This window comes from Streptomyces sp. RP5T (genome assembly GCF_003933965.1).
Lineage (GTDB): Bacteria > Actinomycetota > Actinomycetes > Streptomycetales > Streptomycetaceae > Streptomyces.
Genome location: NZ_RSAJ01000150.1, coordinates 1 through 16797, shown reverse-complemented (window position 1 = coordinate 16797; position 16797 = coordinate 1). Strand labels below are relative to the sequence as shown.

General features: G+C 71.1%; 15 protein-coding genes. 4 read left to right on the top strand and 11 right to left on the bottom strand.

The features are described 5' to 3' along the window. From EHS43_RS17935 to mce, 6 genes are all read right to left on the bottom strand, one after another. On the bottom strand, positions 1-1159 hold a 1159-nt coding region (locus tag EHS43_RS17935), incomplete at its 3' end, for an ABC transporter ATP-binding protein (protein ID WP_125191780.1). A gap of 112 nt (positions 1160-1271) precedes the next feature. Next, complete coding sequence (locus EHS43_RS17930) at positions 1272-2042, bottom strand: ABC transporter permease (RefSeq protein WP_185806295.1); 771 nt, start codon at positions 2040-2042, stop codon at positions 1272-1274. 2 nt (positions 2043-2044) lie between these two features. Beyond that, positions 2045-3001: an ABC transporter ATP-binding protein gene (locus EHS43_RS17925; protein ID WP_125191779.1), complete on the bottom strand. Its 957-nt coding sequence runs from the start codon at positions 2999-3001 to the stop codon at positions 2045-2047. A gap of 155 nt (positions 3002-3156) precedes the next feature. After that, positions 3157-4092 (bottom strand): cellulose-binding protein, encoded by a 936-nt coding sequence (locus tag EHS43_RS17920; RefSeq protein WP_037721493.1) that lies wholly within the window; start codon positions 4090-4092, stop codon positions 3157-3159. Positions 4093-4275: 183 nt separating this feature from the next. Continuing rightward, positions 4276-8154: a polarized growth protein Scy gene (gene scy / locus EHS43_RS17915; RefSeq protein ID WP_125191778.1), complete on the bottom strand. Its 3879-nt coding sequence runs from the start codon at positions 8152-8154 to the stop codon at positions 4276-4278. Positions 8155-8385: 231 nt separating this feature from the next. Continuing rightward, on the bottom strand, positions 8386-8826 hold the full coding sequence (gene mce, locus EHS43_RS17910; protein ID WP_125191777.1) for a methylmalonyl-CoA epimerase: 441 nt from the start codon (positions 8824-8826) through the stop codon (positions 8386-8388). Positions 8827-8974: 148 nt separating this feature from the next. On the opposite strand from mce, the gene EHS43_RS17905 reads away from it, so the two are divergent. Together EHS43_RS17905 and meaB are read left to right on the top strand one after the other, a co-directional pair. Continuing rightward, positions 8975-10171 (top strand): acetyl-CoA C-acetyltransferase, encoded by a 1197-nt coding sequence (locus EHS43_RS17905; RefSeq protein WP_125191776.1) that lies wholly within the window; start codon positions 8975-8977, stop codon positions 10169-10171. A 25-nt stretch (positions 10172-10196) separates the two neighbouring features. Continuing rightward, a complete protein-coding gene (gene meaB, locus EHS43_RS17900) occupies positions 10197-11153 on the top strand; it encodes a methylmalonyl Co-A mutase-associated GTPase MeaB (RefSeq protein WP_125191775.1) in 957 nt (318 codons plus the stop codon). A gap of 49 nt (positions 11154-11202) precedes the next feature. Here the strand turns inward: meaB and EHS43_RS17895 are convergent, their stop codons facing one another. Further along, the gene (locus EHS43_RS17895; RefSeq protein WP_125191774.1) at positions 11203-11841 is read right to left on the bottom strand and encodes a PepSY domain-containing protein; all 639 of its coding nucleotides are present in this window, start codon (positions 11839-11841) and stop codon (positions 11203-11205) included. Between the two features lie 135 nt (positions 11842-11976). Here EHS43_RS17895 and EHS43_RS17890 point away from each other — a divergent pair, with 135 nt between their 5' ends. After that, entirely contained in the window at positions 11977-12645 is a 669-nt protein-coding gene (locus EHS43_RS17890; RefSeq protein ID WP_125191773.1) for a response regulator transcription factor, read from the top strand. Beyond that, positions 12642-14081 (top strand): HAMP domain-containing sensor histidine kinase, encoded by a 1440-nt coding sequence (locus EHS43_RS17885; RefSeq protein WP_125191772.1) that lies wholly within the window; start codon positions 12642-12644, stop codon positions 14079-14081. Before EHS43_RS17890 ends, EHS43_RS17885 begins: the two co-directional genes overlap by 4 nt. 13 nt (positions 14082-14094) lie before the next feature. Here EHS43_RS17885 and EHS43_RS17880 read toward each other — a convergent pair whose 3' ends face one another. The 4 genes from EHS43_RS17880 to EHS43_RS17865 form a co-directional block, all read right to left on the bottom strand. After that, a complete protein-coding gene (locus EHS43_RS17880) occupies positions 14095-14571 on the bottom strand; it encodes a MarR family winged helix-turn-helix transcriptional regulator (protein ID WP_125191771.1) in 477 nt (158 codons plus the stop codon). 92 nt (positions 14572-14663) lie between these two features. After that, positions 14664-15461: an AIM24 family protein gene (locus tag EHS43_RS17875; RefSeq protein ID WP_125191770.1), complete on the bottom strand. Its 798-nt coding sequence runs from the start codon at positions 15459-15461 to the stop codon at positions 14664-14666. Next, a complete protein-coding gene (locus EHS43_RS17870) occupies positions 15458-16108 on the bottom strand; it encodes an AIM24 family protein (RefSeq protein ID WP_125191769.1) in 651 nt (216 codons plus the stop codon). The genes EHS43_RS17875 and EHS43_RS17870 overlap by 4 nt, the downstream gene beginning before the upstream one ends. Position 16109: 1 nt before the next feature. After that, positions 16110-16742 (bottom strand): AIM24 family protein, encoded by a 633-nt coding sequence (locus tag EHS43_RS17865; protein ID WP_125191781.1) that lies wholly within the window; start codon positions 16740-16742, stop codon positions 16110-16112. Between the last annotated feature and the right edge of the window lie 55 nt (positions 16743-16797).

The following is a 16797-nucleotide window of genomic DNA, read 5'->3' as shown; positions in this document are numbered from 1 at the left end:
GCGCGGGCGCCTGCGGGGCGCCCTGGGGGGCCGCCGGACCCGCCTGGGCGTACGGATTGGGTACGGCGGCGCCGGGGGCGCCGTACGGGCCCGGCTGCGCCTGGCCCTGCGGGCCGCCGAAGGGCTGCCCGCCCTGCTGGGGCGGCGGCGGGGCGTACCAGCCCGGCTGGCCCTGGCCCGGGACCGGCATGGCGGGCTGCGCGCCCGGCGGGAGGGGCTGCATCAGCCCCGCCTTCTGGTCCGTGGTGGACCGGTAGTCCACCGCGCCCTGCGTCATCCGCATGTACGCCTCCTCCAGCGAGGCCTGGTGCGGCGACAGCTCCCACAGACGTACGTCCGAATCGTGCGCGATGTCACTGATGCGCGGCAGGGGCAGCCCCGTGACCCGCAGCGCGCCGTCCTGCTCCGGCAGGACGTGCCCGCCCGCCTCGGTGATCGCGGCCGACAGCTTCTCCCGCAGCTGCGGCTCGGTGTCGGGCGTGCGCACCCGTGCGAAGCCGGCGGAGTTCGCCGCGATGAAGTCCTGGATGCTCATGTCGGCGAGCAGCTGGCCGCGCCCGATGACGATGAGATGGTCCGCGGTCAGCGCCATCTCGCTCATCAGGTGGGAGGAGACGAAGACCGTACGGCCCTCCGCCGCCAGCGCCTTCATGAGGTTGCGCACCCACAGGATGCCCTCGGGGTCCAGTCCGTTGACCGGCTCGTCGAAGAGCAGCACCTGCGGGTCGCCGAGCAGCGCGGCCGCGATGCCGAGCCGCTGGCCCATGCCGAGCGAGAAGCCCTTGGAACGTTTCCTGGCCACGTCCTGGAGACCGACCACGCCCAGCACCTCGTCCACCCGGCGGGCCGGGATCCCGGACAGCTGGGCCAGGCACAGCAGGTGGTTGCGGGCCGCCCGCCCGCCGTGCACGGCCTTGGCGTCGATCAGGGCACCGACCTGCCGGGCCGCGTTGGGCAGCCTGCGATACGGGTAGCCGCCGATCGTCACCTGCCCCGAGGTGGGGTTGTCCAGCCCGAGGATCATCCGCATGGTCGTCGACTTGCCCGAGCCGTTGGGGCCCAGGAAGCCGGTGACGGTACCGGGACGCACCTGGAAGGAAAGGTTGTACACAGCGGTCTTGTCGCCGTAGCGCTTGGTCAGGCCGACTGCCTCGATCATGCTCCGCACCCATCGCAAGGTTCAGGACAGCGGGGCACATGCCCCCCGTAAGAGTTAGGAGCTTATCGGGGCGCTGACGGTTCCGCTCAGATGAAAGCCGAGGCTTCCCGCGTCACGCGTCCCGCTTCTTCAACAGGACATAACCGCCGATCAGGGCGGCCGCCACCCACAGCGCCATGATTCCGAGCCCGCCCCAGGGGCCGTAGGGGGTGTCGTCGTCGATCGGGGTGACCACCTGCATGATCTTGCTGCCGGCCTGGTCGGGCAGGAACCGGCCGATCTTCTTCGTCGCCGAGACATTGCCCAGGATGTTGGAGATCAGGAAGAAGAACGGCATCAGGATGCCGAGCGACAGCATGGGCGAGCGCAGCATCGCGGCGACGCCCATCGAGAACATCGCGATGAGGGTCATGTACAGGCCGCCGCCGATCACGGCACGCAGCACACCCCGGTCGCCGATCTCCGCCCCGTGCGAGCCGAGTATCGCCTGCCCGAGGAAGAAGGTGACGAAGCTCGTGACCAGGCCGACGACGAGGCACAGCCCGGTCGCCACCGCGATCTTGCTCACCAGGAAGGTGGCGCGCTGCGGCACCGCGGCCAGCGAGGTGCGGATCATGCCGGTGCTGTACTCGTTCGAGACCACGAGCACCCCGAACACGATCATCGCGAGCTGGCCGAGGCTCATCCCGGCGAAGCTGATGAAGGTCGGGTCGAAGGACAGCTTGTCCTCGCGGCTCATGGTGTCGAACTCGTTCTTCGACAGGGCCGAGATCAGGATGCCGAGCCCGATGGTGACGACCACCGCGAGGGAGAGCGTCCACACCGTGGAGGCCACCGACCGGATCTTGGTCCACTCGGAGCGGATGACCTGGGTCGCCGCCATGGTCAGTTCCCCTTCCAGCCGTCGCCCCAGGCCTGTTGCTGCCCGGGCGGCGCGTCGCTGTGTGCGTGGTACTCGACCGACTCCGCGGTCAGCTGCATGAACGCCTCCTCCAGGGAGGCCTGTTGGGGACTCAGCTCGTGCAGCACGATCTGGTGCTGCGCGGCCAGCTCGCCGATGTACTCGGACTTGCTGCCGTCCACCTCCAGCGTGCCGTTGCCGGTCTCCACGACGGTGACCCCGGCCGCGTGCAGCACGTCCAGCAGCCGCTCGCGCTGCGGGGTGCGGATACGGACGTAGGTCCGCGAGTTCTGCGCGATGAAGTCGGCCATGGAGGTGTCGGCGAGCAGCCGCCCCTGGCCGATGACGACGAGGTGGTCGGCGGTCAGCGCCATCTCGCTCATCAGGTGGGAGGAGACGAAGACCGTACGGCCCTGCGCGGCAAGGGACTTCATCAGGTTGCGGATCCAGTGGATGCCCTCGGGGTCGAGCCCGTTGACCGGCTCGTCGAACATGAGGATCCGCGGGTCGCCGAGCAGCGCGCCCGCGATGCCGAGCCGCTGGCCCATGCCGAGCGAGAACCCCTTGGCCTTCTTCCTGGCGACGGCGGTCAGACCGACCGTGTCGAGGACCTCGTGCACCCGCGTCTTCGGGATGCCGTTGCTCTGGGCGAGGCACAGCAGGTGGTTGAAGGCGCTGCGCCCGCCGTGCATGGCCTTGGCGTCCAGCAGGGCGCCGATGTACTTCAGCGGGTCCTTGAGCTGGTCGTAGTGCTTGCCGTCGATGCGGACGTCCCCGGCGGTGGGCCGGTCCAGGCCCAGCATCATCCGCATGGTGGTCGACTTGCCGGCGCCGTTGGGACCGAGAAAGCCCGTGACGATGCCCGGTCTGACCGTGAAGGTCAGATTGTTGACCGCCACCTTCTCGCCGTACCGTTTCGTCAGGCCCGCCAGCTCGATCATGCGGACCACGCTAGGGGTGCGCCGGAGCGGATGCCACTCCTATGGGCAAACGGAGACCGACAGGCGCGGTAAGAAACGCGAGCGCCCCCCGTGTACGACGAAGGCCCGCACCTGTCGGGGGAGAAGGTGCGGGCCCTTGATGCCGTCAGGCGGTGTTACCGGGACTGCTGGGCCGGAACCCCACGGGAGATCGGCTCGTCGTCGGCCGGGGAGCCGGCGGCGGCCACCGCGGCGCCCGTCAGCGTGGCGAGCATCTCGCGGACGTTCGTCAGCTGGGCGTTGATCGAGTCGCGACGGTTCGTCAGAGCCGCGAGCTCACGCTCGGATTCCGAACGGATCCGGTCGGCCTTGGCGTTGGCGTCGGCCACGATGTCCTCGGCCTGGCGCTGCGCGGTCTCCACCGTCTGGCGGGCGCGACGCTCGGCGTCGGTACGCAGCTTCTCGGCCTCCAGGCGCAGCTGCTCCGCGCGGTGCTCGATCTCCGCGAGACGCTTCTCCGCCTTCTGCTGACGCGAGGCCAGGTCGCGCTCGGACTGCTCCCGGCGCTTGGCGAGGTTCGTCTCGAAGTCGGCGGCGGCCTGAGCGGCCTTGGCGCGGGTCTCCTCGAAGAGGGCGTCCGCCTCCTCACGCTTGGACTGCGCGTCCTTCTGGGCCTCGGAACGCAGCTGGGAGGCGTCGCTCTTGGCCTTCTCGACGATCCGGACGCCCTCGTCCTCGGCCTTGGACTTGCGCTCCGCAGCGAACGATTCTGCGTCGTTGCGAACCTGCTGAGCCGCCGACTCGGCGAGCTCGCGGTGCTGCTCGGCCGCGCGACGGGCCTCCTCGCGCAGGTCCTTGGCCTCCTCCTCGGCGAGGCGGAGGATCTTCTCGACACGCGCGCCGAGGCCGGCGTACGACGGCTCGGCGTCGGAGACCTGGGCCTGGGCGTTCTGCGTCTCGAGGTGGAGCTCCTCGATGCGCTTTTCCAGGGCGGTGATGCGGGAGAGAGCGCTGTCACGGTCGGAGACGAGCTTGGAGATCCGTTCGTCCACCTGAGCGCGGTCGTACCCACGCCGCACAAGCTCGAAGCCGTAGGGGGAAGTGTCGCTCATGGGGTTCCTGTCAAATGAGACCGGTGAGGTGATAGGGGGAATCCTAGGGGCCGAAGCGGTGTGTCATCGAGCGGATACGTGTTTGATCTGGAGAATGACACCCCTTTTGAGTGGCTAACCCAAGGACGGCTTGCCAAAAACTTGGTCAAAGGCCCCAGACGGCACCGGATTCCGACCAGTCGGTCAGCTGTCCGACGGCTTACCCGAACGGGGGGCGCCGACCGCGGCGCCCGCCTTGACGCCACCGTCCTTGCCCGCCGACGGGGCCTCGAAGGATTCCAACGCCTCCAGGACGTCCTGGACACGGGAGATCTCGGTGTTGATGTCCTCACGACGGCGGACGAGGACCTCCAGCTCGCGCTTGCCCTCCTCGACCGTGCGCCGGGCCTCCCGGATCGCCTCGGCCTTCAGCTCCTCGGCCTCCCGGACCAGCGTGGCCTTCTTCTGCTCGGCCTCCTTGAGGAGCCCCTCGGCCTTCTTGACCGCCGCGATGCGCACCTTGCCGGCCTCCGAATTGGCCTCCGAGACCAGCTCCTTGGCCTTCGCCTGCGCCTTCGCGAGCTGCTCCTCCGCGGCCTTGATGAGCGCGTCGCAGCGATCGCCGGTCGACTTCATCGTCTCCGCGGCCTCACGGCGGGCCCGCTCGTGCAGTGCCTCGATCTCACCGGTGATCCGGTCGCGCAGCTCCTCGGCGCGCTCCCTTATGGCGGTGGCGTCCCGGCGGGCCCCGACGAGCAGTTCGTCCGCGTCCGTACGGGCCTTCTCCACACGGGCGTTGCCCTCGACCGTCGCCTCGGACACCAGGCGGTCGGCCTCCTTGCGGGCCGCGCCCACCATGGTGTCGGCCTGCGCCTCCGCGTCCGCGGTGGTCTTCAGCGCCTGCTGCTGCGCCTCGGTGAGCAGCTTGTCCGCCTCGGCGGCGGTCTCCGTGATGAGTGTGTCGACCTGCTCGGCCGCCTCGGAGCGCCGCTTGTTGGCGTCCTTGCGGGCCTCGTCGAGGGTCCGGTCGGCCTCCGTGCGCGCGGAGTTGACCAGCTCCTCGGCCGCGGCCGCCGCTTCCGCCCGGACCCGCTCGGCCTCGCTGCGGATCCGCTCCGCGTGCTGCTGGGCCTGCCCGACCGTATCGGCGGCCTCGGCGCGCAGCCGCTCCGCGTCCCCGGTGGCCTCCCCGATCAACTGCTCGGCCTGGGCGACCGATTCGGCCCGCACCCGCTCGGCCTCGGCGACCGTCTCCGTCCGCAGCCGGTCGGTGTCGGCGATGGTCTCCTCGGTGAGCCGCTCCGCCTCGCTGCGCGCCTCGGTGATGAGGGTGTCGGCCTGCCTGGCCGCGTCCGAGCGGATGCGGTTGGCGTCCTCGCGGGCGTCCGCCCGGGTACGGGAGGCGTCCTGGTCGGCCTGGGCGATGGTGTCCGAGGCCTCGGTGCGCGCCCGCTGGGCGTGCTCGGACGCCTCCGAACGCAGCCGCTCCGCCTCCGCGATCGCCTCCGAGACGGTGCGCTCGGCAAGGGACTTGGCGGCGTCCGTCTCCTCGGCGGCCTCGCGCCGGACCCGGGCCGCGTCCTCGCTGGCCCGCTCCCGCTCGGAGTAGGCGTCCGAGCGGACCCGGTCGGCCTCCTCCTGCGCCTCGCGCCGGGTGCGGTCGGCCGCGTGCTCGGCGGCGGAACGCAGCCCGGTGATCTCCTCCTGCGCCTGCTCGTGCAGCCCGGCGACCGAGTCGCGCACCTGCTGGGCGTGCTGCTCGGCGGCCGACACCATCTCGCCGGCCCGCCGCTCCGCCTCCTCGACCAGACGTACGGCCTCGGCCTGGGCCTCCTCGACGCGGTTGCGCGCCGAGGCCAGCAGCTCCTCGCTCTGCTCGCGGGCCCGCTCACGCTCCTGGTCGGCCTCCTGGCGGGCCGAGCCGAGGTACTCCTCGGCCTCGCGGCGGCGCCGGTTGGCCTCCTCCTGGGCGGCGGCCAGCGTCTCGGTCGCCTCGGTGGCGATCCGCTCGGCGGCGGCCTGCGCCTCCGCCCGGACCCGGTCCGCGGTGTCCTGGGCCTCGGTCTTGAGACGCTCGGCCTCGGCGGCGGCCTCGGAACGCAGCCGTACGGCGACGGCCTCGCCCTCGGCGCGGGAGGCGGAGGCGTCGGACGCGGCCTCGGTGCGCAGCCGGTCGGCCTCGGCCTCGGCCTGCTGCTGGAGGGTGCGGATCCGGTCGGCGGCCTCGCCGCGCAGCCGGTCGGTCTCCTCGGCGGCCTCGCGGCGGATCCGCGCGGCCTCCTCACGGGCCTCGGCCAGGGCCTGCTCGGCGGTGGCGAGGCGCTCCTCGGCCTCGGTGTGCAGCCGGGTCAGTTCCTCGGCGGCCTCGGCACTGCGTGCCTCTATGGCCCGCTCGGTCTCCTCGTGCAGCTCGCGGGCGGCGCGCTCGGCCTCGGCCTTGATCTCCTCGGCCTGCTCGGCGGCCTCCTCACGGTGCCGGTCGGCCTCCTGGCGGGTGCGCTGGAGGACCTCGTCGGCCTGCCGGCGCAGCGCGGTGGCGCGCTCGATGGCCTCGGTGCGGACCTTCTCGCTGTCCGCGGTCGCGCTCTGGCGCAGCTCGTCGGCGTCCGCCTTGGCCTTGGAGAGCAGTTCCTCGGCGGTCTTGGCCGCCTCCTCGATCTGCTGGACGGCCTCCTTGCGGGCCTCCGCGCGGATCTTCTCGCCCTCGGCGACCGCGTCGGCGCGCAGCTGCTCGGCCTCGCCGCGCAGCCGGCGGGCCTCCTCCTGCAGCTCGACCGTCTTGGCGCGGTACTCCTTGGTGTCGTCCTTCGCGGAGCCCTTGAGCTGCTCGGCGATGTCGTGCGCCTCGGCGCGCAGCCGGTCCGCCTCGGTCTCCGCCTCGCGGCGGATCCGCTCGGCCTCCTCGGCGGCGGCCCTGGTGGTCCGCTGTGCGTCCTCCTGCGCCTTGTTGAGGACGTCCTCGGCGGTCTTGGCCGCCTTGGACAGCTGCGTCGCGCTCTCCTCGGCGGTGAGCGTGCGGGCCTTCTCGGCGGCCTCGGTGACGATCTTCTCGGCCTCGGCGCGGGCGTCGGCGACGATCTGCTCGGCGGCCGCCTTGGTGGCCTCGGCCTCCTCGCTGGCCTCGGTGACCAGCCGGGCGACCTGCTCCTTGGCCGTGCGCGTGCGCTGCTCGTTGGCCGACTCCGCGCTCGCGAGCGTCTTCTCGGCGGCCGACTTCGCCTCGGTGAGCACCTTCTCGGCCTCGGCCTGCGCCTTGCGCAGCGCCTCCTCGGCCTCCGCCATCCGCTGTTCGGCGGCCCGGCTCAGCTCGGTGGCCTGGCGGCGGGCGCTGTCCGACTCGGTCGCGGTGGAGGTGCGCAGCTGCTCGGCGTGGTCGGTGGCCTCCTGGGCCTGCGTGGAGGCGCTCTCCAGCAGCCGCTCGGCGTCCGCGCGGGCCCGGCGCAGCAACTGCTCGGCCTCCGCGCGGGCGGCCTCGGCCTCGCTCTGCAGACGCTGGCGGGCCTCGGTGGTGACCCGCTCGGCCTCGGCACGGGCGGCCGCCATGGCCTGCTCGGCCTCCGCGCGGGACTCCTCCAGGAGCCGGCGGGCCTGCGACTCGCTGCGGGCGCGCAGCTGCTCGGCCCACGCCACGTTCTCGTTGACGTGCGACTCGACGGTCTGCCGGCGCTCGGCCAGCTCCTGGTCGAGCTGCTGCCGACGGGTGACGGCCTCCTGGTGCAGCTCCGCCTGAAGGCGCGCGGCCTGCTCGGCGTGCTCCTGGAGGATGCGCTGGGTCTGGGCGCGGACCTGGCTCAGCTCGCGCTCGGCGTCCTGGCGCAACTGGTCGGCCTGGATCTGCGCGTTCCGCAGCAACTGCTCGGCCTGGTAGCCGATGTCACCGCCGCCGAATTCGGGCCGGGACATGAGGGTGCGCCGCGCCTCGTGCAACTTGGCGCGCAGCACCTCGACCTGGTAGCCGAGGTCCTCGGCGTGCTGGATCGCCTTTTCCCGCTCGGTCTTCAGCCGATCCATCTCGGCCTCGAACCGAGAGAGGTGGTCGACGTCAGCCGCCGGCTCTCGCTCCTGGCGTTCGTAGCCCCGCACTGCGCGGTCCCATCCGTCCCCTGGTCGCAAGTCTCTCCGTACGAGCCCCGTCCATCCGCCGAACGGGGCCCCCGGGGAATGGTGTCAGATCACGACGCAGCATGGGCTGCTGCCCGTCGCCCGTCCCCCGAAACCCGGACCCCGGCTCGGTTCTGCCGCCATGGGCAGGACCCGGTCGCCCTGGGAAGAGCGGCGACCGCCCCCAACCCTACCGGCCCATATGTACGAGGGTCAGTGCTCAGGTGACTCAACAGGCGCCGAAGTGACCAGTTCTGTCAGTACGCCATGGCAATCCTTGGGGTGCAGGAAGGTGATCCGTGACCCCATGGAGCCGCGTCGCGGCTCCTCGTACAGGACGCGTACGCCCTTTTCCTTGATGTCCGCGGCCTCGGTGTCGACATCGGCCGTACCGAAAGCGATGTGGTGGACACCCTCGCCGTTCTTGTCCAGCCACTTGGCGACGGTGGAGTCGGGGCGGGTCGGCTCCAGAAGCTGCAGGTAGGAGGCGCCGCCGTCGGACGTCTCGTTGATCTTGAGCATGGCCTCGCGCACGCCCTGCTCCTCGTTGACCTCGGAGTGGTACACCTCGAAGCCGTACGTGGCCCGGTAGAACTCGACGGTCTTGTCGAGGTCGAAACAGGCGATCCCGATGTGGTCGATTCGCGTCAGCATGTAGTCAGTGCAGCGCTCACCGGACGGTTACGCAACGTGCGCGCGATCACACCGACGGCTGGGTGACGGCACGGAGTGCCACTCAGTACATTCGAAGTAAACCCTCGTTCACTCCTCGGCAGTGCAGCCGGTAAGGGGATCGCAGCTCATGTCTTCTGCAACTACCTCGGTGATCGTCGCGGGCGCCCGTACGCCCATGGGACGGTTGCTCGGTTCACTGAAGTCCTTCTCCGGAGCCGAGCTCGGCGGCTTCGCGATCAAAGCCGCCCTCGACCGTGCGGGGATCGGGGGCGACCAGGTTCAGTACGTCATCATGGGCCAGGTCCTCCAGGCCGGCGCGGGCCAGATCCCGGCCCGTCAGGCCGCGGTCAAGGCCGGCATCCCGATGAACGTCCCGGCGCTCACCGTCAACAAGGTGTGCCTCTCGGGCCTGGACGCGATCGCGCTGGCCGACCAGCTCATCCGCGCCGGCGAGTTCGACGTGATCGTCGCGGGCGGCCAGGAGTCCATGACCAACGCCCCCCACCTGCTCCCGAAGTCCCGCGAGGGCTTCAAGTACGGGGCGATCGAGATGCTCGACGCCATGGCGTACGACGGCCTCACCGACGCCTTCGAGAACATCGCCATGGGCGAGTCCACGGAGAAGCACAACACCCGCCTCGGCATCCGGCGCCCCGAGCAGGACGAGTTCTCCGCCCTGTCCCACCAGCGGGCCGCCGCCGCGCAGAAGAACGGCATCTTCGAGGCCGAGATCACCCCGGTCGAGATCCCGCAGCGCAAGGGCGAGCCGGTCGTCTTCAGCAAGGACGAGGGCATCCGCGGCGACACCACCGCCGAGTCCCTGGGCAAGCTGCGCCCCGCGTTCACCCGGGACGGCACCATCACCGCCGGCTCCGCTTCGCAGATCTCCGACGGCGCCGCGGCCGTGGTCGTGATGAGCAAGGCCAAGGCGCAGGAGCTGGGCCTGGAGTGGATCGCCGAGATCGGCGCCCACGGCAATGTGGCGGGCCCGGACAACTCCCTGCAGTCGCAGCCCTCCAACGCGATCCTGCACGCCCTCAAGAAGGAGGGCCTGGAGGTCTCCGACCTCGACCTGATCGAGATCAACGAGGCCTTCGCCGCGGTCGCCGTCCAGTCGATGAAGGACCTCGGCGTATCCACCGAAAAGGTGAACGTGAACGGCGGAGCGATCGCCCTCGGCCACCCCATCGGCATGTCCGGCGCCCGGCTCGTCCTGCACCTCGCCCTGGAGCTCAAGCGGCGCGGCGGCGGTGTCGGCGCGGCGGCCCTGTGCGGCGGCGGCGGTCAGGGTGACGCGCTCGTCGTGCGGGTACCCAAGGCCTGAGACCCTCTCGGTGAACGGAGCTGTGATGCAGGACGTCTCCTCGCTGGTCGCCCAGGCCAGGGAAGGCCGACCCCGGGCGGTGGCCCGGCTGATCTCCCTCGTGGAGGGGGCGTCCCCACAGCTCAGGGAGGTCATGGCGGCGCTCGCCCCGCTCACGGGCAACGCGTACGTGGTGGGCCTGACGGGCTCACCCGGGGTGGGCAAGTCGACGTCCACCTCGGCCCTCGTGACCGCCTACCGCAAGCAGGGCAGAAGGGTCGGCGTCCTGGCCGTCGACCCCTCGTCCCCCTTCTCCGGGGGTGCCCTGCTCGGCGACCGGGTGCGCATGTCGGAGCACGCCTCCGACCCCGGCGTCTACATCCGCTCCATGGCGACCCGCGGCCACCTCGGCGGGCTCGCCTGGGCCGCCCCGCAGGCCATCCGCGTCCTGGACGCGGCCGGCTGCGACGTGGTCCTGGTGGAGACGGTCGGCGTCGGCCAGTCCGAGGTGGAGATCGCCTCCCAGGCCGACACCTCCGTGGTGCTGCTCGCCCCCGGGATGGGCGACGGCATCCAGGCGGCCAAGGCCGGAATCCTGGAGATCGGCGACGTCTACGTCGTCAACAAGGCCGACCGCGACGGCGCCGACGCCACCGCCCGCGAGCTCAACCACATGCTGGGCCTCGGCGAGTCCCGCGGCCCCGGCGACTGGCGCCCGCCGATCGTCAAGACGGTCGCCGCCCGCGCCCAGGGCGTCGACGAGGTCGTGGAGGCGCTGGAGAAGCACCGCGCCTGGATGGAGGAGCACGGTGTCCTCGCCGAGCGCCGCCGCGCCCGCGCCGCCCACGAGGTCGAGACCATCGCCGTCACCGCCCTGCGCGAACGCATCGGCGACCTGCGCGGCGACCGGCGCCTGGACGCCCTCGCGGAGAAGATCGTCACGGGCGAACTGGACCCCTACCGGGCCGCGGACGAACTCGTGAAGGGCCTGACCCGGGCCTGAGCCCCGCGCCGCCGAAAGCGCCGCCGGGCCCGCCGGGCAGCGGCCGGGATCAGGCGTCGTCGTCGTGGTCCTGGGTGACCTTGGCGGAGTCCAGGGCGACCTTCCATTCGCCCTGCTTGCCGTCCTTCACCGTGTCCACGCTCCAGGCCACGGTGCCGTTGTCGTCGTCGAGGCCGACCTCGGTCACCGTGCCCTTCGCGGCGGCGGCCAGCGCGGCCTCGCGGGCGTCGGTCCGAGCGTCCTTCGCCGCGGCGAGCTCGGCCCGGTCGTCGGCGTCGCTGTCGTCGTCCGTGTCGCGCAGGGCGCCGAGCACCTTGCCGGAGTCCGGGGCGACCCGCACGTCGTACTCGGTGCCGTCGCCCTTGACGACGTTCACCTCCCACGCGTCGGCGCCGTCGTCGTCCAGGTCGGCGGAGAGGGCGGTGCCCGGCGTGTGCTTCAGAGCGGCGGCGATCGCGTCGGCCGCGGTGACACCGCCGTGGGAGACGGCCGTACGGTCCTCGGAGACGTCGTCGTCGCGGTCGTCGGCGCCGGTGTCGTCGTCGCGGTCCGCGGCCACCTGGGCGTTCGTGTCCGTCTGGCGCTGCGTCGCCGTCGCGTCGTCGTCCCCGGCCGCGAAGGCCGCGACGGTGCCGCCGGTGGCCAGGGCGGCGGCGGTGAGGGTGGCGATGACGATGTTGCGCTTCATGAGAATTCCTCCAGAACCGGTCTGCTTCGTTCTGCTTCGGTCGCTTTCGACGACCACCAAGCTGCCGGAAGCGAGCTGAAGCCGACCTGAAGCCTCCTGAAGGCGTCTTCAGGTTCGCTTTGCGACGCTGTACCCATGCGCTTGCTGATCGTCGAGGACGAGAAACGACTCGCCCTGTCCCTCGCCAAGGGCCTCACCGCCGAGGGCTACGCCGTCGACGTCGTGCACGACGGCCGGGAGGGACTGCACCGGGCCGGCGAGGGGGCGTACGACCTGGTGATCCTCGACATCATGCTGCCCGGCCTCAACGGCTACCGGGTCTGCGCCGCCCTGCGCGCCGCCGGCCACGAGGTGCCGATCCTGATGCTCACCGCCAAGGACGGCGAGTACGACGAGGCCGAGGGCCTGGACACCGGCGCCGACGACTACCTGACCAAGCCCTTCTCCTACGTCGTCCTCGTGGCCCGCATCAAGGCCCTGCTGCGCCGGCGCGGGAACGGCTCCGGGGCCTCGCCGGTGCTGGAGAGCGGAGCGCTGCGCATCGACACCGCCGCCCGCCGGGTCTTCCTCGACGGCACCGAAGTCACCCTCACCGCCAAGGAGTTCTCGGTCCTGGAGCAGCTCGCGGTACGGGCCGGGGAGGTGGTCTCCAAGGCGCAGATCCTGGAGCACGTCTGGGACTTCGCGTACGACGGCGACCCGAACATCGTCGAGGTGTACGTCAGCACCCTGCGCCGGAAGCTGGACGCGGGCCTGATCAGGACGGTCCGGGGCGCCGGGTACCGGCTGGAGTCCGGCGGATGAGGCGGCTGTTCGGCTCGGTCCGGGCGCGGGCCACGCTGGCCGCGACCCTGGTCGTCGCCGTGGCGCTGGTCGCCGCCGGGGCCGCCGTGCTGCTCTCCCTGCGCTCCAACCTGATCGACCAGGCGGGCACCCAGGCCGAGCGGGCCGCGCGCAAGGTCGCCGCCGACCTCTCCGGCGGGACGCCGTACACGGGCCTGGAACTGGACGACGACGACCAGCCGGTCCAGGTCGTCGACGCGCAGGGCCGTCTGGTCGCGGCCACCGAGCACCTGGAGCGGATCAGCGGCACCGGGGTCACCGAGGTGGAGCCCCAGTCGCCCGCGGGCGCGAGGGCGGGCGCCGGGGGGACGGGCGACGCGGACGACTCCGACGACGACCAGGCGGGGGACGACCCCTCCGCCCTCGAACCCGGCGAGATCGCCGACGACGTGCGGCTCACCGCCGGGTCCGCCACCATCGACGGCACGTCCGCCGACTACCGCTTCGCGGCCGTGGAGGTCGAGGTCCCCGACAAGGGCACCCTGACCGTGTACGCGGGCGCCTCGCTGGACCCCGAACAGAGCGCCGTGGGCACCGCCCAGACCGTCATGCTGGTCGGCTTCCCGCTGCTGCTCGGCGTGATGTCCGCCGTGACCTGGCTGGTCACCCGGCGTGCGCTGCGCCCGGTCGAGGGCATCCGCGCCGAGATGGCCGCGATCACCGCCTCCGAGGACCTCGCCCGTCGCGTCCCGGTGCCGGACACCCACGACGAGGTGGCCCGCCTCGCCCGCACCACCAACGAGACGCTGGCCGCCCTGGAGACCTCCGTCGAGCGCCAGCGCAGGTTCGTCGCCGACGCCTCGCACGAGCTGCGCAGCCCGATCGCCTCCCTGCGCACCCAGCTCGAAGTGGCCGCCGCACATCCGGAGTTGCTGGACCTGGACGGAGCGGTCGAGGACACCGTACGACTGCAACACCTCGCCGCGGACCTGCTGTTGCTGGCCCGTCTGGACGCGGGGGAGCGGGTCACCGACGCGCGGATCGAGCTGGCGGAGCTGGTGCGGGAGCGGGCCGCCGGGCGGGACGGGGTGACGGTCCGGGCGCAGGCCGTGGAAGTGACGGGATCCCGGGGGCAGTTGGAGCGGGTGCTCGACAACCTGCTGGACAACGCCCGGCGGCACGCCCGGTCGGCGGTCGCGGTGACGGTACGCCGGGACGGTGACCGCCACGCGGTGGTCGAGGTCGCCGACGACGGGGACGGGGTACCGGCCGGGGACCGGGAGCGGATCTTCGAGCGGTTCGTACGGCTGGACGAGGCGCGGGCACGGGACGACGGCGGGGCCGGGCTCGGCCTTGCCATCGCCCGGGACGTCGCCGCACGGCACGGCGGCACGCTCACGGTCCGGGACGCGCCGACAGGCGGAGCCCTGTTCGAACTCCGCCTGCCGGTCGCCTAGCCGTGTCCCGGCGTCAGGGGCGTCCCCGGTGCCCCCGCAGGTGCTCCGCGATGGGCTTCAGGGCCTTGTCCAGCTCCGTCAGGGACTCCGGCGGTACGAGATCGATGAAGTGCCTGCGCACGGACGCCACGTGATGGGGCGCGACCTTCTTCATCGTCTCCATGCCGTGCTCGGTCAGGACCGCGTACAGGCCGCGGCGGTCGGACTCGCAGTTCTCGCGCCGGACCAGGTCCGCGTTCTCCATACGGGTGATCTGGTGCGAGAGCCGGCTCTTGGACTGGAGGGTGGCGGACGCGAGGTCGCTCATCCGCATCCGCACGCCCTCCGACTCGGAGAGATTGACCAGGATCTCGTAGTCGTTCATCGTCAGGCCGAACGGCTGAAGGTCCCGCTCGAGCTGATACGTCAACAGCCTGTTGACCTCCAGGTGGGTGCGCCAGGCGCACTGCTCCGTATCGGTCAGCCAGCGCGTGGCCGTCTCGGTCTCCATGAATGCAGTCTACCTAAAAGGTTGAAAGGCGAACTAGTGAGGGTCGTGTGACGGCGTGCACACGTTCGACGTCACACTCCGCAGACTACCGCTCACAGCCCGAAGCGACGCTGGAGGTCTCCCAGCTGTCCGGGAAGGCGCGGTACCCCCGGCTGCTGTGGCTGCCCTGTGGGTACCCCGTGACCGCCGGGTACTCCGGGCTCGGACGGAACCACCCCCGTGGCCTGCTCGGCCATCAAAACCTCGGTCGACTGGAGCAGTACGGTGCCGGCCCCCACGAACTCGAACTGGTGCTCCTCGCCGGAGGCCCCGCCGAGGCCCGTCATCGCACGTAGACCGCCCATCAGACCCGCCATGTACCCGTGGTCGTAGTGGTGGCAGGGGGAGGGGCAGTCGGCCCAACCCACAAGCGCTTGCGGATCCACCCGGATGGGGGGCTCCATGAACACCACGGGACCGTTGGACGCGGCCACGAACTTTCCGGTTCCGATGAGCGTCAGGAAGCCGGGCACGATCGACTGCTTCAGCGCGAGACTTGGCTGAAAAGCGAGCAGATTGCCCGAGCGAATGGTCAGGTTGCCGTCCTCGAGGTCGTACGAATTGACGTCGAAGGCCCGGTCGGCGAGGAGCATCTTGCCCGAGCCCTGCGCCACGACCCAGTCGCTAGCGTGCAGAGGCGAATGGAACGACGTGCGCACCAGACCGTCGAGCCGGCCGTGTCCGATGCCGTTGAAATCCATCTGCCCGTAGTAGGCGATCATCTTCCCCTTCTGCAGGAACCACTGGCTCCCCTTGAGCTCCACGCAGAAGGTGTAGTTGTTGACGTTGTCGTCCGACGGCAGCGTCATCGGGTCGTACACGGTCGGGCCCGCGCCCGGGTAGTGGCTCACAGCTTCTCCTCGGACGCCTGCACGAACACCACGCCGTTCCCGCTGAGCTCCAGCTGGAAGGCCTCGCCGGAACCGCGGCCCACCATGTCGCGCCAGCCGAGCGCCGTCGACAGCTTGTTGCGGACGTCGCCGTAATGGGCGACGTAGGCCTGCGGGTCGACGTGGACCGGGCGCTGCGGGGTGATGGGGACCTCGAAGACGCCACCGTGAGCCATGACGGCCACCGAGCCGTGGCCCTTGAGCGTGGTCGTGAAGAGACCCTGCCCGCTGATCTGGCCGCGCACCATGCCCATCACACCGCCCTGCGAGCCCATGAACATGGTTCCCTGCTGGAGCGTGCCCTCGAAGGCGAGCAGCCGGTCCGCCTCGACGAACAGGGTGTCGCCGCTGAGGTTGACGACCGTGACGTGGTGGCCGCCGTGCCCGAACAGGACGGTGCCGCTGCCCTCCACGGTCATCAGCGGCGTGTCCTCGTTGGCCACGCGGCGGCCGATCATCGACATGACGCCGCCCTGGCCGCCCTGGATGTTCGGGGTGAAGGACACCTCGCCCTTGTACGCCAGCATCGCGCCGCGCTGGCTGAACAGGCGCTGGCCGGGCATCACCGTGGCCTCGACCATCTTGGAGTTGATCTCGCGGAACGGCATGTCACACATCCCCCGCGATCGTGTTGCGCTCGCTGGGCTGGACGTACACCAGGCCGTCGCCCTCGAAGCGGATCTGGAAGGCCTCGCCACCGCCCTCGCCCATGAACGTGCGGAAGGTCACACCGGACTGGAAGGACTGGTTCAGGTTTCCCTGGTGCGCGATGTACGCGCCGGGGTCGACGGTCAGCGGGTACTGGTGACTGACCCGCAGTACGACCGCCGGGCCGTCCGACATGATCGCCGCCTGGCCGTGTCCCTCGACCGTGGTCGTGAACAGGCCGTTGCCCTGCGAGGCGCCGCGCATACCGGTGAAGGACGTGCCCGTCCTCAGCCCGGCGTCGGTCGCGAGCAGGTTGCTCGACTCCACGTACAGTTTGTCCCCCTGGAGACTGACGAGGTTGATCTCCGAGGCCCGGTCCGCGAACCAGCACGTTCCGTGCCCCGACACCTCCATCACGGTCATCTGTTCGCCGGTGATGCGCCGGGTGACCATGCCCCGGATGCCCTCACCACCGCCGCTGAGCTTCTTGAACTGCATCTGTCCGTCGTACGCGACCATGGAGCCGTTCTTCGCCTTCACGGCGTCTCCGGTCATGTCTACGGCGAGCACTTTGCTGCCTTGGAGTCGAAACATCGCCACGGAGTGAAGGTAGCTGGCCGGGGCGCTCGCGGACAGGGTGGTTCTTGTG

Coding starts and splice junctions, on each gene's coding strand:
- EHS43_RS17930 (WP_185806295.1), bottom strand. CDS start 2,042: ATGGCGGCGACCCAGGTCATCCGCTCCGAGTGGACCAAGATCCGGTCG.
- EHS43_RS17925 (WP_125191779.1), bottom strand. CDS start 3,001: ATGATCGAGCTGGCGGGCCTGACGAAACGGTACGGCGAGAAGGTGGCG.
- EHS43_RS17920 (WP_037721493.1), bottom strand. CDS start 4,092: ATGAGCGACACTTCCCCCTACGGCTTCGAGCTTGTGCGGCGTGGGTAC.
- mce (WP_125191777.1), bottom strand. CDS start 8,826: ATGCTGACGCGAATCGACCACATCGGGATCGCCTGTTTCGACCTCGAC.
- EHS43_RS17905 (WP_125191776.1), top strand. CDS start 8,975: ATGTCTTCTGCAACTACCTCGGTGATCGTCGCGGGCGCCCGTACGCCC.
- meaB (WP_125191775.1), top strand. CDS start 10,197: ATGCAGGACGTCTCCTCGCTGGTCGCCCAGGCCAGGGAAGGCCGACCC.
- EHS43_RS17895 (WP_125191774.1), bottom strand. CDS start 11,841: ATGAAGCGCAACATCGTCATCGCCACCCTCACCGCCGCCGCCCTGGCC.
- EHS43_RS17890 (WP_125191773.1), top strand. CDS start 11,977: ATGCGCTTGCTGATCGTCGAGGACGAGAAACGACTCGCCCTGTCCCTC.
- EHS43_RS17885 (WP_125191772.1), top strand. CDS start 12,642: ATGAGGCGGCTGTTCGGCTCGGTCCGGGCGCGGGCCACGCTGGCCGCG.
- EHS43_RS17880 (WP_125191771.1), bottom strand. CDS start 14,571: ATGGAGACCGAGACGGCCACGCGCTGGCTGACCGATACGGAGCAGTGC.
- EHS43_RS17870 (WP_125191769.1), bottom strand. CDS start 16,108: ATGCCGTTCCGCGAGATCAACTCCAAGATGGTCGAGGCCACGGTGATG.
- EHS43_RS17865 (WP_125191781.1), bottom strand. CDS start 16,742: ATGTTTCGACTCCAAGGCAGCAAAGTGCTCGCCGTAGACATGACCGGA.